Below are 15,372 nucleotides of genomic sequence, written 5' to 3'. Positions count from 1 at the left end.
TTCTAGGCGTAATGTCTCCCTGAATAATTGGACGAAAGGTATTGATTACTGTGCAGGGGCAGTTTCGACAGCGGTGTTGAACAGGGTTCGTGATTCCTCGCTGATGCCGTACTTAATAACGACCACTTGAGGGTCTTTCGAGCCTGAGGTGCTGCTCCAAATATTTGATTTGTAAACAAGATCATCCGTGACAAAAATTTCTACCAAGAAATCTTTCCCCTGAATCGTGAAGACATTCTTGGTCAAACTCACTTCGGCATCTTCAAGAAGTGGTGTCGTGAGTAAACGCTCTAGCGCCAGAAGAGAAACCGTCTCTAAGGAGTCAAAGGTCGCAGGGGAGTTATCAGTCAGATTTGCGGTGACGACCTGCTTGCCTTCTGGGGCCTGGGGGTCATAAATAATCGCATAGGTGGTCTGGCCAACTGCGAGGGTTTCAGACCCGCCCTCGGTAGTCATTTTCTTGACAGAGTTCTTGACCACAATGTCCAAGGCATCTTGAGCTGCCTGGCCGGAAAGGTTCCTGTTATCTGTTGCACTACATGCAGTAACCGTCAGTGAGGCAACAAGCGCAAGGGCAATGGCAATGAATATGCGTTTGAACATAGGTTCTAGCCTAGGTGCTGTGGGCCTAGGTTCCTGGCAGGAAGCCGGGAGCTAGTGCCTTTATGGCGGCGTAGCCGGTGAAGGAGACAATATCTAAAATCCAGTGCGCAATAACCAGCGGCATAGTGCGGCCCCAGCGCTGATAGGCATACCCAAAGACCACACCCATAACAACATTGCCAATGAAGGGCCCAAAGCCTTGATAGAGGTGATAGCTACCGCGAAGAAGTGCACTTGCGGTGATGATCTGCCAGGTGTGCCAGCCCAACTCCCGCAATCGAGTAAAGAGATATCCCACCACAATGAGCTCTTCCACCAGTGCGGCACGCAAAGCGGCCAAAACCAGCACAGGAATAGTCCACCAATACGTATCCAGTGCTGTGGGAACAATCGTGACGGTAATACCCAGCGCGTGGCCAACGAGATAGAGCGCAAGACCAGGAATGCCAATAACTGCTGCAAGACCGAAGCCGCGCAGGAGATCTTTACCCGGTTCCTTGAAGTTGAAACCTAGTTGTGTGAACGCACTCTGGCCTGGCTTTGCCAAGAGCCAGAACACGAGCACCACAGGGACCAAACCAAAAGCAATACCTAAGAGTTGGTAAACCAGATCAAAGATGGGCTGGTCAGATAGTGGCTGGTTAATAACCGTCTTCTGAGCATTGAGTGCTTCAGGGGTGGTCAGCTTACGTATTAGGGAGACGATGGAATAAATCGCAGACGAACCCAGCGAAAGCGCGAGAACGATGGCAATTTCGAGCCAGGTCCGCGCACGCTGCTGTTGAGGAGTCCACTCGTCGTTCATTTATGACCCCAGCTGCTCCTTCTTGCGTCGCAGAGCAAGGATCATCAGTGCTATTCCTGAACCAAGCAAGCCAATTCCGAGAGGTGCTGCACTCAGAGATGAGCCTGTAACCGCGAGACCAGCAATGGTAACTGTGACTGATGCTTCAGGGGTGATGGCGTCTAAGAACGGAGTATCTGAGGTAGCGACTGCAAGGTTGGTGAAGGTACCTCCGCGATCAGGTATGGAAACCTGATAGACCAAGGTTGTCACCGAAGCAGTGGCCAGTGTGCCCAATGCGCAGGTCAGAGTTTGTCCTGTGCTCGTGCAGCCTGAGGGGAGATTCAGCAGTGTTGTTCCAGCTGGAAGGGTATCTGTAATTACGGTGTTCACTGCAGCGCTAGGGCCCGCATTGATGACAGTCACTTGATATCCCAAAGGAACTCCTGCCTCTGCCGGAGTAGTGAGCTCTTTGAGGACAACCACATCAGCCACGTTATTGGCTGTGATGGTCGCAGAAGAACTCTCGCCGTTACTCAGGCTTGCGGTATTGGTTAGTACCGTTCCGTTACCGACAGTAGAGGCAAGGTTTCCTGAGATAACGACGGTGTAGCTATTGCCTGCGTTGATTCCGGTAGGGAATGTGCACAGAGGCGTAGCGCCGAGAGTGCACGTTACCGTTGGGTCGCCGCCTTGGTTGTTGATGGCAGGGATGACCGTGACGCTCGTCGCCGTGAATCCTTGAACTGCTGGATCACTGAGAGTCACTGGCCCTGAGGTTGCTGAGCTTCCCGCATTGTGAACATTGATAATCCAGCCCGCTTTCCCACCGGCGGTAGTTGCCGTAGGACTAGAAACTTTCTGAATTTTCAGTGCTCCAGTTGTATCGGGCCGGATGGAAAGCGGAGCAATGGCCACGTCGTTGACGGGGTTGGGGTCGAAACTTGCAGAGCTAATTCGGGCAGTGTTGAACACTTCAATGGCTGTCGCTGTTGTGGCTGCGTCGACATTGAGCGAAATGGTCTCCAATTGGTTCAACGTCATGGAGTTGATAACGCATGTCAGAACTGTATTTCCACCAGATTGAGCCGTGGAACAGCCCGCAGGCAAGGCCCCTGAGATTGTCAGTGAAGAAGGAATGACATCAGAGACGGTCACGTTGGTTGCTGAACTTGGCCCGAGATTTTTCACGAAAAAAGACATCGTCTTTGAACCACCAGAGGTAACAGTTCCTCCTCCAGAAAAACCTTTGAGAATTTCGACATCTGCTGCAGCATTAACTGTGTTCGCAACCTCATTAGTCGTGAAGTTATCGATTGCGATGCCGTTGTCAGAACTGACCGATGCGCTGTTGCGAATAGTGGTTTGAGCTGCCGCCGAATTCACGGTTACTTGGAAAGAGACAACCGCTGTTGCTCCCGGTTCTACAACTCCTAGAACCCCATTGGTTCCAGCTGGTCTCAACGTCAGAGTTGATCCCGACAGCGAGCCTGAGGGGGAGGCAGAACCAGCGACATAGGTTGTGTTGGCAGGAATCGCATCAGTAATGGTGATGTCCCGGGTTGCTGCACCACCCTCGTTCGTCACCGAGACCACATAGGTGAGTGTTTCGCCAACATCGACCGGACCTTGGGGGTAAACATCTTTTGTTGCAATCACGCAGGCAGGCGTACCAAAGGAAATGTCATCCAGGAAGTTTCCAATGCTCTTATTTCCGCCCGCAGTTGAATCGGCAATGAAGGCAAATCGGGTTGTGTACTGTCCTGCGGGAACGGTGTAGCTTCCAGTCCAGCGACCCCAGGCGGTGTTTCCATCGCTGATGGTTCCAGAGGAATAGTTGGATGCACCGCCGGCAGGGCCAATCTCGACGTGCATGGTGTCAACGCCTTGGCGTCCTCGGTGAGAAAGGCCCCAGGTGAGCGTTTGGCCGGGGGTAGTTGGAAGATCTTGATAGAGCGCTGCGTTTTGAGTGGCGTTAATTTCGGCAAATTGCAGTCCGGATGCTGCAGGTACGCCGTTGAAGCCGCTCTTCCAAATTTCAATGAGGTGGTCTGTAGCCGTAGTTGACCACCCGGGAACTTTGGAATCATTCAGTTGCTGATAGGTGTTGTTTGTCAGCACTGGGGCTTCAAAACTGGGGTTATCTAGCTCGGTGATGGCCGGTGGACAACTGCTCGCTGCCTGTGCTGGCTCTATCGGTGTGACCAGCCCAACAATGACTAGTCCGCTGGCAATCAGGCACAGAGCTGTCAGGAGGGAAATCACACGGCGCATTGACTCATTATTTCAGTAACTCAGGCTTCGAAATCAAGAAGTTCAAGCCCTGCGGTATGCTGGAACTGCTCGATTTTCCCGGCATCGCACACTTGTGGTGCCGCTGGTACACGTTATTCGGGCGCTCACTTTTCACAAACGATGACCATGTGAGGTCATCGAGAGGATTTTTCATGGCGCACGCCCTCCGCTCAGACCTGCGCAACGTCGCAATCGTTGCTCACGTTGACCACGGTAAGACCACGCTTGTTGACGCAATGCTCAAGCAGACCAACTCGTTTGACGCCCACTTTGCCGGCGAAGACCGCATGATGGACTCCAACGATCTTGAACGCGAAAAAGGCATCACCATCCTTGCGAAGAACACTGCTGTGTCCTACGAAGGAAAGCACGCAACAAGCGGACCCATCACCATTAACGTGATTGACACTCCTGGCCACGCTGACTTTGGTGGCGAGGTGGAGCGCGGTCTGTCCATGGTGGACGGCGTTGTGCTTCTGGTTGATGCTTCTGAAGGTCCTCTTCCACAGACCCGCTTCGTATTGCGCAAGGCACTGGAAGCAAAGCTTCCCGTGATCTTGTTGGTGAACAAGACTGACCGTCCCGATGCTCGTATCGACGAAGTTGTGGGCGAAAGCCAGGACCTCCTGCTTGGTCTTGCATCCGATATGGCTGATGATGTTCCCGATCTGGATCTGGATTCCATCCTGGATGTTCCTGTTGTTTATGCATCTGGCCGTGCCGGTGCTGCAAGTCACAACAAGCCCGCAGATGGTTCTTTGCCTGATAACGATGACCTTGAGCCTCTTTTTGAAGCCATTCTCAAGCACATTCCTGCTCCCTCCTACGATGACGAAGCACCACTTCAGGCGCACGTCACCAACCTGGATGCGTCGCCCTTCCTGGGTCGTTTGGCTTTGATTCGTGTGTTCAACGGAACCATCAAAAAGGGTCAGACCGTTGCCTGGGTCAAGCACGATGGCACTGTATCCAACGTTCGCATCACCGAACTTTTGAAGACCAAAGCCCTCGAGCGTTTCCCCGCTGAGAGTGCTGCTCCCGGTGACATTGTTGCTGTGGCAGGTATTGATGAGATCACCATTGGTGAAACTCTTGCTGATCCCGATGATGTTCGTCCCCTTCCCGCCATTACAGTGGATGACCCCGCTATTTCGATGACTATCGGAACCAACACCTCTCCTCTGGTCGGTAAGGTCAAGGGTCACAAGCTCACCGCTCGAATGGTGAAGGATCGTCTCGACCGTGAACTCATCGGTAACGTTTCGCTCAAAGTTGTCGACATCGGACGCCCCGACACCTGGGAAGTCCAGGGCCGTGGTGAACTTGCGCTGGCCATCTTGGTTGAAAACATGCGCCGTGAAGGTTTCGAGCTCACCGTGGGTAAGCCACAGGTAGTGACCAAGAAGGTTGATGGCAAGGTTCACGAACCTTACGAACACCTCACCATTGATGCACCTGAGGAATACCTCGGTGCAATCACGCAGCTGCTTGCCGCACGCAAGGGGCGTATGGAATCGATGGTTAATCACGGAACCGGTTGGGTTCGTATGGAATTCATCGTTCCTTCTCGTGGTCTGATCGGTTTCCGCACCGAATTCCTCACCGCAACGCGTGGTACCGGTATCGCTAACGCGATTGCTCACGGCTATGAAGAGTGGGCGGGTCAGATTGTGACCCGTGTCAACGGATCTATCGTCGCTGACCGCGCCGGTGTGGTCACTCCCTTCGCCATCATTGGTCTGCAGGAGCGCATGAGCTTCTTCGTTCAGCCCACTGAAGAGGTTTATGAGGGCATGGTTATTGGTGAGAACTCCCGTGCTGATGACATGGATGTGAACATCACCAAAGAAAAGAAGCTGACAAACATGCGTTCGTCAACTGCAGACAGCTTCGAGTCAATGACTCCTTCTCGTCAGCTCTCACTCGAGGAGTGCCTCGAGTTCGCTCGTGAAGATGAGTGTGTTGAGGTCACACCTGAAACGGTGCGTATTCGCAAGGTTGAGCTCGATGCTCAATCTCGTGCACGTAACGCGAGCCGCCTCAAGAAGCAGAACGAGTAATCAGTTTCACTGACGACAAGCCCTCTCCTTATTTGGCTGGGGCTTTCGTTTTCATAGAGCGCAAGAAAACTGTCATGGTGATTCCGACGTAGAGAACCCAGCCGATAACCTGCAGCCATGACATTTCGGGCGTAAAGCCGACTGTTCCGCGAAGTAGTACCGCGTACCAGGTGTCTGGAGCTATGACAGCTTCCACGTTAAAGGCTTTGTTCGCGTCGCCGGGAAGTAGACCAGCTTCTTGCCATTCGTGGATTCCATAGCTGAGAATTCCGGCGGCCACGATGATGAGGAAAGCTCCTGACCATGCGAAGAACTTCTTGAGATCTAAGCGCACCATTCCCTTGAAGATGAGCCATCCCAACAGAGCTGCTATTCCGAGACCAATGATGGCACCCAAGGTTGGCAGCAGGCGTTCACCTGTTGCGTTGGCTGCCGCCCAGATGAAGACAGCGGTTTCAATTCCTTCACGACCGACGGCCAAAAATGCGACAAGCATGATTCCCCAGCCGTTACCGGCAAGGTTCTTATCCACATCTGATTCCAAATGAGCTTTGATGCTGCGAGCAGTTTTGGCCATCCAGAAGATCATCCAAGTCACCAGGACTACAGCAAGGAAGGACAGCACCCCTGCGAGGATTTCTTCTGACCTGTCATCGAGTGTTGCAACCCCAACACCAAGAAGGATTCCTACCGCAGCAGAGAGGAGTGCAGCTATGCCAACACCAGCCCACATTTTGGGCAACACATCACGGCGATCAATTTTGATCAGATACGCGCCGAGAATACCGATGATCAGTGCCGCTTCGAGGCCTTCGCGAAGACCGATGAGCAAGTTTGCGAACATTATTCTGGCACTGGTCTTTCTAGTTGCAGCAACGGAGTTAGGTTTACCTAAGTAAGGTTTACCTTAGTAAGGATTACCTAACTTGGTCAAACTCAATATTCTTACCGATGGAAATAATCATACGGATACGAACGATATTTAGCTAGGTACACTACATAAATGCCCGAACAACACCCCACACGCCCCTGGTCCACCCGTTTATTGCTGTGTCTAGGAGCACTCTTCATGGGGCTTCTGGTTGGATCCATCACCACCGTTGCTCATCAAAACGTCGTGACCATATTGGGAATCGACATTCCCTGGGGCATGATTCTTTCTCTGATTGTGCTTATCGGTTTTCTCGTAGGCCTGAGAATGGTTGTGCAAGACAGGCTGATCGTGCTGTGTGCGGCACTGGGAATTATTGGCATGGTTTTTCTCTTGAGTCTGCGCAGCGTCGGGGGATCCGTCCTTGTGCCAAACAACCTGCTGGGCACAATCTGGGCTGTTGCTCCCACGTTGATTGCGATAGTGGTCGTGGCTTGGCCCAAACTGCCCGAACACCGCCGTGGCGAGAGCATCAGCAGCTAAGAAAAGAACAGTAAAGTTAAGTCAGACCCACCTGAACTTTCGATAGAGGAGTACCACCTTGACCTACGTCATCGCCTTGCCATGTGTAGATGTCAAAGACCGTGCCTGCATCGATGAGTGCCCCGTAGATTGCATCTACGAAGGTGACCGTATGCTTTACATCCACCCCGATGAGTGTGTGGACTGTGGCGCATGCGAACCAGTGTGCCCCGTCGAAGCCATCTACTACGAAGATGATCTCCCAGAGCAGTGGGCTGACTACTACAAGGCAAACGTGGAGTTCTTCCAAGAAGTTGGATCCCCCGGTGGAGCTGCCAAGGTTGGCGTTATCAAGGGTGACCACCCTGTAATTACTGCACTGCCCCCACAGGCCTAAGTTTCATGCTCACAGAGCTGCCTGATTACCCATGGGACGCCATGGCGCCCTTCGTGGCGAAGGCGAAAGCTCATCATGGCGGTGCAATTGATCTCTCCATCGGTTCACCGGTAGACCCCACGCCAGAGGTTATTCGTGCTGCCCTCGCTCAGGCGACAGATTCACACGCGTACCCCACCACAATCGGAACTCCCGCGTTACGCGAAGCAATCGTGGAGTGGTTTGCTCGCCGTCGTGGTGTGACCGGCCTGGGTGTAGATAATGTTCTGCCCACCATTGGGTCCAAAGAGTTTGTTGCTTGGCTACCGTTCATGTTGCGTTTAGGTCCTGGTGATGTGGTCGTGCACCCTACAGCCGCCTATCCGACCTATGAGATTGGGGCGCGCATGGCCGAGGCAACCCCTTTCCCGAGTGATAACCCCGCTCAATGGCCAGAAAACACAAAGCTGGTCTGGCTCAACAGCCCCGGTAATCCAGATGGACAAGTTCTCGATAAAGAACAGCTCAAGGCTCGTGTTCAGCGAGCACGAGAACTCGGGGCCTACATCGTCGGTGACGAGTGTTATGCCGAACTGGGCTGGTCTGGGCGCTGGGAACACGAACCTATTCCCAGTCTGCTTGATCCAGAGGTAACCGGTGGCGATCTCACTGGAATTCTGACCGCGTATTCCTTGAGCAAGCAATCCAACCTGGCTGGATACCGTGCAGCATTTGTTGCCGGAGATGCCGCATTGATTTCTCAGCTCACCAACATTCGTAAGCACGCAGGCATGATGCAACCGGGGCCAGTCCAGGTTGCGATGGTTGCTGCACTCAATGATGATGCACACGTTGCCGCTCAGAAAGAGCGCTATCGCGCTCGCCGGGAGATGCTCATTCCTGCTTTGAACTCTGCCGGATACCGCATCGACCACAGTGAAGCGGGACTCTATTTATGGGTCACCGAGGGCGTTGATGCGTGGGCGTCGATTGAGAAGCTTGCCGGCTTAGGAATTATTGCTGGGCCAGGTGTTTTTTATGGTGATTTTTTTCCTAACCATGTTCGTTTGTCGTTGACGGAAACCGATGAGCGTATTGCTGAGGCTGCACGCAGACTTCTGAGTGTTTAGCAACAGTACTTTTTGCCAATAGGCTTGGATAACTTGGGGATTTCATCACCATGAATGAACTTGAGTACCCACTCACCTAAGACAGTTTCCACAAGGAGTCTTCGTGACTGAAGCCACTAACTCAGTGCCTGCGGGGGAGAACATTTCCCTCACTTACAACGGCAAGACCATTGAGCTACCCGTTTTGCACGGTACCGAAGGCAATCCAGCTATTGACCTCTCAACTTTGACCAAGCAGACAGGCCTCACCGCACTGGACTATGGCTTCGTCAACACAGCTTCCACCAAGTCGAAAATCACCTACATCGATGGTGAGGCTGGCATCCTGCGATACCGCGGATATCCCATCGACCAGGTAGCAACAAACCTGACCTTCCTTGAAACTGCTTATCTGCTCATTCATGGCGAAGTTCCTACCGCAGTCGAGAAAGAAAACTTCGAAGAAAACATTCGTCGTCACACACTCCTGCACGAAGACCTCAAGGATTTCTTCTCCGGATTCCCACGTCGCGCACACCCTATGCCGGTACTCTCTGCAGGCGTTTCAGCACTGTCGACCTATTACGAAGACTCACTTGATCCCAAGAACCCTGAGCAGGTTGAAACGTCGACCTACCGCCTTCTGGCAAAGCTTCCCGTAATGGCTGCTTATGCACATAAGAAAAGCATCGGTCAGGCTCGTCTCTACCCAGACAACTCGCTGTCTTTTGTTGAGAACTTCCTGCGCCTAACCTTCGGCAACAAGGCAGAGCCTTACGTTCAGAACCCTGTTGTTGTCAACGCTCTCGAGCGTTTGCTCATTCTGCATGCAGACCACGAACAGAACGCTTCCACCTCTACTGTCCGCTTGGTCGGTTCTACTGATGCAAACCTCTTTGCATCAGTCTCTGCAGGTATCAACGCCCTCTTTGGCCCACTTCACGGTGGAGCAAACGAGGCTGTGCTCACCATGCTCGGAGAAATCCAAGAATCAGGTGAGTCCGTTTCTAAGTACGTTGAGCGCGTCAAGAACAAAGAAGACGGCGTCCGTCTCATGGGCTTCGGTCACCGCGTGTACAAGAACTACGACCCACGTGCACGCCTTGTGAAGGACACCGCAGACGAGGTCCTTGCTGCCCTCGGTGTCAACGACCCACTTCTGGGAATTGCCAAGGAGCTTGAAGGAATCGCCCTCGAGGACGACTACTTCAAGGAGCGCAAGCTTTACCCCAACGTGGACTTCTACACCGGTGTTATCTACAAGGCGATGGGTTTCCCCACCCGCATGTTTACTGTTCTGTTTGCTCTGGGCCGTCTGCCAGGTTGGATTGCGCACTGGCGTGAAATGAACCTGGACCCACAGACCAAGATTGGTCGCCCACAGCAGCTGTACATCGGCGACCAGCTTCGTAACTTCTAAGCCTGCTCACCTCCGCCATGAAGGCAGTTCAGTTTGAACAGTTTGCAGGGCCACTGACTGTAGTAGACGTGGTGATGCCAACAGCTCCAGCCGACGGTGTTGTTATCGAAGTCAAAGCGGCTGGATTGTGCCGCTCTGATTGGCATGCATGGCAGGGTCATGATCCCGACATCACCGTATTTCCACACATCCCTGGCCATGAGTTTGCTGGGGTGGTTCACCAGGTGGGAGCGGAGGTTTCTGGTCTTGTTGTGGGAGACAGGGTTGTTTTTCCCTTTGTGTGTGGCTGTGGACAATGCTCGTGGTGTGAAAGTGGCAATGCCCAGGTGTGTCCAGATCAATGGCAACCAGGTTTCAGCGGCCCAGGTACCTATGCTCAGTTCGTCGCTATTCCTCGAGCAGACTTCAATGCGGTGAAACTTCCCGCTGAAGTTCCCTTCGTTGTGGCAGCAAGCTTAGGGTGCCGCTTTGCCACGAGCTATCGGGCCATCAAGCATGTCGCAGCTGTCACTCTGGGAGAAAGCGTTGCAGTCTTTGGCTGCGGCGGGATTGGTTTAGCTGCCGTGATGGTTGCAGCTTCCTGTGGTGCACAGGTCATTGCTGTGGACGTGAACGATGATGCTTTAGAGCTTGCCCGTCAAGCCGGTGCGGCACATGTGATCAATGCCGGGCGTGGATCTGTTGTTGAGGCTATCCAGGCGATTGTTCCAGGCGGTGTTGATGTCTCAGTGGACGCGTTGGGAAGTATAGAAACCTCGCGCACAGCAGTCGAAAGCCTGCGTGTCCAGGGACGCCACGTTCAAATAGGTTTGTTGCTACCTGCCAAGATTGGGGACCGCGCTACAGTACCCATGCATTTAGTGATTGGCCGTGAGTTACAGGTGTTGGGTTCACACGGAATGGCAGCTGCTTCTTATCCGCAGATGCTCTCCGACATTGCTACTGGTGTTATCGATCCAGGGCAGTTCATTACACGCACCATCAGCTTGGATGAGGTTCCGGAAGCGTTAGCCGCGATGAGCCAAGGTACTGAACCTGGCGTGAAGATTATCGCGCCCTAGAAATTAGTGCAGGGCAGAGTTGAGGACAATGCCCACGCCCGTGCGCGAGGTTACTTCCACGGCACCGGTTCCTGAATTACGACGGAACAGCAAGTTGTTCACACCAGAAAGCTCTTTAGCTTTCATCACGGTTGTATTCTCGCCATCAATGACGTTGACCTTGGTGCCAGCCGTGACATAGAGGCCTGCCTCAACAACGCAGTCATCACCAATGGAAATACCGATGCCGGAGTTTGCTCCCAGAAGCGAACGCTGCCCAATCTTGATTTTCTCGGTTCCACCGCCGGAGAGTGTTCCCATAATGGAGGCACCGCCGCCGATATCTGAACCGTCTCCAACGACAACGCCTTGAGAGATGCGGCCTTCCACCATCGAGGTTCCTAGTGTTCCTGCATTGAAGTTAACAAAACCTTCGTGCATGACAACAGTTCCAGGAGCGAGGTGTGCACCTAAGCGCACCCGCGAAGCATCTGCGATGCGGACGCGGTCTGGGGTGACGTAATCGGTTAGGCGAGGGAATCTATCGATTCCCTGAGCCTGAATACCCTCACGAAGAAGTCGGGGGCGAAGCGCTGTGAAATCTGTGGGGTGTACAGGGCCAGCGTTAGTCCACACCACGTTGGGGAGCTGGCCAAAGATGCCATCGAGGTTGATGGTGTTCGGGGCAACGAGAAGGTGAGAAAGCAGGTGCAGGCGAAGGTAAGCATCTGAAGTGCCCTGTGCTGGTTCCTCTAGGTTGATCTCGACGGTGACGGCTTCCAAGGTGACCCGACGACGAGCATCCTCACCGACGAGGTCTTCAAGTTCGGCAGGAACAATCCACTTGTCACGACCAGCAGGCAGAGTGCCTAGCTGTGGAGAGGGATACCAGGTGTCTAATACGGTGCCATCTGAGGCAACAGTTGCGAGCCCGTAACCCCAGGCGTGCGTGTTTGTCTGCGAAGAAACCATGCCTCTAGGTTACCGGCGATAAACTTGGGGCATGTCCTCCACGCCAACGCTTGACCTGTTCCGATCTAGCGTTGAGCTCACAGCAGATATCTGCAACATCGAGTCTGTTTCAGGCAATGAGCACGCCCTCGCAAATGCGATTGAAGCAGCACTGTCTGAATATGCGCATCTGGACATCTTCCGCAATGAAGATGCTGTCGTGGCACGAACCAACCTTGGTCGTTCGCAACGCGTCATTATTGCTGGGCATATCGATACCGTTCCGGTCAACAACAACCTTCCGGTTCGCTACAGCGAAGAAGAAGGCGCCCAATGGTTGTGGGGCAGGGGAACAGTAGACATGAAGGCCGGTGTTGCTGTTGCCGTCAAACTTGCCGCTGAACTCACCGAACCGGCCTATGACATCACCTGGATTTGGTACGACCACGAAGAAGTCGAGTCCTCCCTCAACGGGCTTGGTCGCTTGGCTGTAGTGGCCCCTGAGTTACTCGCCGGCGATTTTGCCATTTTGGGGGAACCATCCAACTCCACCGTTGAGGGCGGTTGCAATGGAACTTTACGCGTAGAGGTGAGAACGCAGGGCGTTCGTGCACACTCTGCGCGTGCGTGGATGGGCGAAAATGCAATCCACAAACTCTCTTCTGCCCTGTCTGCCTTAGAGGCTTACGAACCTGCAACAGTCACAGTGGATGGTCTGGATTATCGTGAAGGACTCAGCGCAGTCGGGATTTCTGGCGGTGTCGCAGGAAATGTGATTCCCGATGCTGCTGTGCTCACAGTGAATTACAGGTTTGCTCCAGACAAGTCTGTAGACCAAGCACTTGCTCACGTGCAAGATGTCTTTGCCGGGTTTGAGATTGTTGTTACTGACAGCGCAGAGGGCGCTAGGCCTGGTTTGACTGCTGCCATTGCACAAGACTTTGTCGCCGCCGTGGGAGAAGAACCCAAGCCTAAATATGGCTGGACAGACGTCTCACGTTTTTCAGCGCTGGGAATCCCTGCAGTGAACTTTGGACCAGGTGACCCATCCCTTGCCCACACTGATGATGAGCGCGTATTGACGTCACAGATTGAGTCCTGCGAGCAGGCACTGCGCAACTGGCTCACTCAGGCCTAAGGACTTTCGGGGGATGGCACGTACACGACTGGCCTGGTGGATTAAGGTCAGCTTGATCTTCCTGCTTGGCCGAGCCATATCCACAGCAATGCTTCTCGTTTTGGCCAGTCAGCAAGCAGAGAACGCATGGACAGGTGCACAGCCCAGTCTCTGGGATTTCTCCTCGATGTGGGATGGTCGCTGGTACAACATCATTGCTGAGGTTGGTTATCCAACGCAGCTTCCAGTCACTGAAGATGGCCATATCGCCGAGAACGCGTGGGCGTTCATGCCGGTGTATCCCGCACTGGTGCGCGGAGTGATGGTGCTTACCGGCCTGCCGTGGAATATTGCTGCCATCATCATCACGGTGGTGTGTGCTTATGTGGCCACTTTGGTGTTCTATAAACTCCTGACCCGTTTTGTTCCCGCGCAACAGGCCCTTTTCGCCGTGCTGTTGTTCTCGGTGGCCCCGGTTTCACCGCTATTCCAACTGGCTTATGCAGAGTCGATGCAGCTGATGCTCATTGTTATTGCGCTGTATCTGTTGGTGCGGCGTAAGTATGCCTGGATGATTCCGGTTGTCCTCGTATTGTCTGTAACCCGTCCTGGATCTCTCGCCATTGCATTGACGTTGGTCCTGCATTGGATTTATCGCGCGACGCAAAAAGCACGCTTCCTCCTCAAAGAGAAAGTCCTTGTGGCCGCAGTTGCACTTATTGCAGCATTTTCTGGGGTTGTCTGGTTGTTTATTGCTGGTGCGGTCACAGGTATGCCTACGGCTTATCTGGAAACAGAGTTAGCGTGGCGCTCTGCCTACATTGGCTACCAAGAGCTGGTTCCGTTCACCCCCTGGATTTTCGCCGCCCAGTGGTGGACAACCAACTTCGGATATCCCGAAGTTGCCGGTTATGTGTTGCTGGCAGCACTCGTGATTGGCTTTGTGATCTTCTTGTTCACCCCCGCTATGAAGCGTTTGGGTGTTGACATTCGGTTCTGGCTTATCAGCTACGCCCTCTACCTCCTTGCTGTCTTCTTCCCTCAGTCGAGCACCTTCCGTTTGCTTGCACCACTCTTCCCGGCTTTAGGAGCTGTTGCAGCCCCGAAATCGAAGGTTTATCGCGTCACTATGACGGTCTTGTTCATCGCCCTACAGTGGGGCTGGCTATTGATTTGCTGGCGTATTGATGGATACGACTGGAGTCCACCCTAAAAACAGTCTGAAACGACGGATTCCGTAGCTGTTTGGGGCATAGCTGTGGTTTTTGAGTAGTAAACAATGCGAGATAATAGAAGTACACAAAGTAAGTGAAAGGGGTGGCCTAAATGGCTGCAATGAAGCCACGGACTGGCGACGGTCCCATGGAGGCTGTCAAGGAAGGTCGCCTGATTATTGTGCGCGTTCCTCTCGAGGGTGGTGGCCGTTTGGTCGTCTCCGTCAACGACGCTGAAGCGAAGGAGCTTCACGACGTACTGGCCAAGGTTGTAAACCCCGCCTAGTTTTAACGTCTCAACCAAAGAACCCCCGCTGATCTCAGCGGGGGTTCTTTTTATGAAGAATGTTTAGGAAATTTTAGTGAACTGCAGCAGGCCGTCACCTGCAGGGGAGAGAGCAGCCACGATGTTCTCGGATTCTTGTGCAGCGGTGAGTACGGCTCGCAATCCGTTCACTGCTGCTGTGCGCTTGGCTGGATTGGCTACGTCGCCATCGTGCAGGATGTGGGGAACAAGCACAGTTCCACCCACACGAACTAGGCGCAATGCGTGTTCAACGTTCTGTTCAACCTGGTTGGGGTCACCGTCGACGAGGACAACGTCGTAGCTGTTCTCGTTCATGCGAGGAAGAACATCAAGCGCCTTGCCGGTGATGAGACGCACGCGGCTGGCGGGGAAACCTGCTTCGGTAAAGAATTCACGAGCCTGCTCGTGGTATTCAAACTCGGGGTCAATGGAGGTCAGGGTTGCCTCAGGAGCACCGGAAAGAAGCCACAAACCAGACAGGCCACAACCGGTGCCAATCTCAATCATGTTGGTTGCATTTGTTGCAGCAGCGACCAAAGCAAGCTGTGCTCCGACAGCTGGACTGATGGGGTTTAAGCCGTGTTCGAGGGAAATAGCGCGGGCTTGTGCCTGGGTGCTCGACTCAACATCAAATTCGTTGAGGAACTTCCACGTTAGTTCGTTGTGTGTCACGTCAGTCTCCTTGGGCTTAAGCGTAGAGCTA

The 15,372-nt window shown here is 53.4% G+C and carries 15 protein-coding genes; 9 read left to right on the top strand and 6 right to left on the bottom strand.

Annotation, left to right across the window (positions count from 1 at the left end):
* Window positions 1-45: 45 nt before the first annotated feature.
* From AUMI_RS04605 to AUMI_RS04595, 3 genes are read right to left on the bottom strand one after another with little or no spacing between them, the layout of a single operon-like run.
* The gene (locus tag AUMI_RS04605) at window positions 46-603 is read right to left on the bottom strand and encodes a hypothetical protein (protein WP_096381837.1); all 558 of its coding nucleotides are present in this window, start codon (window positions 601-603) and stop codon (window positions 46-48) included.
* A 25-nt stretch (window positions 604-628) separates the two neighbouring features.
* Entirely contained in the window at window positions 629-1,408 is a 780-nt protein-coding gene (locus tag AUMI_RS04600) for a CPBP family intramembrane glutamic endopeptidase (protein WP_096381835.1), read from the bottom strand.
* Entirely contained in the window at window positions 1,409-3,661 is a 2,253-nt protein-coding gene (locus tag AUMI_RS04595; RefSeq protein WP_096381832.1) for a DUF11 domain-containing protein, read from the bottom strand.
* A gap of 173 nt (window positions 3,662-3,834) precedes the next feature.
* Between AUMI_RS04595 and typA the strand changes: the two genes are divergently transcribed.
* The gene (typA, locus tag AUMI_RS04590) at window positions 3,835-5,742 is read left to right on the top strand and encodes a translational GTPase TypA (protein ID WP_096381830.1); all 1,908 of its coding nucleotides are present in this window, start codon (window positions 3,835-3,837) and stop codon (window positions 5,740-5,742) included.
* Window positions 5,743-5,770: 28 nt separating this feature from the next.
* Here the strand turns inward: typA and efeU are convergent, their stop codons facing one another.
* Window positions 5,771-6,586, bottom strand: a complete 816-nt coding sequence (gene efeU, locus AUMI_RS04585) for an iron uptake transporter permease EfeU (RefSeq protein ID WP_096381828.1) — start codon at window positions 6,584-6,586, stop codon at window positions 5,771-5,773.
* A gap of 159 nt (window positions 6,587-6,745) precedes the next feature.
* On the opposite strand from efeU, the gene AUMI_RS04580 reads away from it, so the two are divergent.
* From AUMI_RS04580 to AUMI_RS04560, 5 genes are all read left to right on the top strand, one after another.
* Window positions 6,746-7,156 carry a hypothetical protein gene (locus AUMI_RS04580; RefSeq protein WP_148664050.1) on the top strand — a complete coding sequence of 137 codons (411 nt, stop codon included), beginning with the start codon at window positions 6,746-6,748 and terminating at the stop codon, window positions 7,154-7,156.
* 58 nt (window positions 7,157-7,214) lie between these two features.
* Entirely contained in the window at window positions 7,215-7,532 is a 318-nt protein-coding gene (gene fdxA, locus AUMI_RS04575; protein ID WP_096381823.1) for a ferredoxin, read from the top strand.
* Between the two features lie 5 nt (window positions 7,533-7,537).
* Window positions 7,538-8,641 carry a succinyldiaminopimelate transaminase gene (gene dapC / locus AUMI_RS04570; protein WP_096381820.1) on the top strand — a complete coding sequence of 368 codons (1,104 nt, stop codon included), beginning with the start codon at window positions 7,538-7,540 and terminating at the stop codon, window positions 8,639-8,641.
* Between the two features lie 142 nt (window positions 8,642-8,783).
* Entirely contained in the window at window positions 8,784-10,040 is a 1,257-nt protein-coding gene (locus AUMI_RS04565) for a citrate synthase (protein ID WP_425338944.1), read from the top strand.
* 17 nt (window positions 10,041-10,057) lie between these two features.
* A complete protein-coding gene (locus AUMI_RS04560; protein ID WP_096381818.1) occupies window positions 10,058-11,101 on the top strand; it encodes an alcohol dehydrogenase catalytic domain-containing protein in 1,044 nt (347 codons plus the stop codon).
* 3 nt (window positions 11,102-11,104) lie between these two features.
* Here the strand turns inward: AUMI_RS04560 and dapD are convergent, their stop codons facing one another.
* Window positions 11,105-12,052, bottom strand: coding sequence for a 2,3,4,5-tetrahydropyridine-2,6-dicarboxylate N-succinyltransferase (gene dapD / locus AUMI_RS04555; RefSeq protein ID WP_096381815.1), 948 nt, complete (start codon window positions 12,050-12,052; stop codon window positions 11,105-11,107).
* A gap of 31 nt (window positions 12,053-12,083) precedes the next feature.
* On the opposite strand from dapD, the gene dapE reads away from it, so the two are divergent.
* The 3 genes from dapE to AUMI_RS04540 all read left to right on the top strand — a co-directional run bounded on the left by dapE (window position 12,084) and on the right by AUMI_RS04540 (window position 14,648).
* Window positions 12,084-13,169 (top strand): succinyl-diaminopimelate desuccinylase, encoded by a 1,086-nt coding sequence (gene dapE / locus AUMI_RS04550; protein ID WP_096381813.1) that lies wholly within the window; start codon window positions 12,084-12,086, stop codon window positions 13,167-13,169.
* A gap of 13 nt (window positions 13,170-13,182) precedes the next feature.
* Entirely contained in the window at window positions 13,183-14,361 is a 1,179-nt protein-coding gene (locus AUMI_RS04545; RefSeq protein ID WP_231951703.1) for a hypothetical protein, read from the top strand.
* 113 nt (window positions 14,362-14,474) lie between these two features.
* Entirely contained in the window at window positions 14,475-14,648 is a 174-nt protein-coding gene (locus AUMI_RS04540) for a DUF3117 domain-containing protein (protein ID WP_096381811.1), read from the top strand.
* A 63-nt stretch (window positions 14,649-14,711) separates the two neighbouring features.
* On the opposite strand, the gene AUMI_RS04535 is transcribed toward AUMI_RS04540, so the two are convergent.
* Window positions 14,712-15,341: an O-methyltransferase gene (locus tag AUMI_RS04535; protein ID WP_096381809.1), complete on the bottom strand. Its 630-nt coding sequence runs from the start codon at window positions 15,339-15,341 to the stop codon at window positions 14,712-14,714.
* Window positions 15,342-15,372 lie beyond the last annotated feature (31 nt).

Origin of the sequence: Aurantimicrobium minutum (genome assembly GCF_002355535.1) — a bacterium.
GTDB classification, from domain to species: domain Bacteria; phylum Actinomycetota; class Actinomycetes; order Actinomycetales; family Microbacteriaceae; genus Aurantimicrobium; species Aurantimicrobium minutum.
This window is presented reverse-complemented; position numbering and strand designations above follow the sequence as displayed.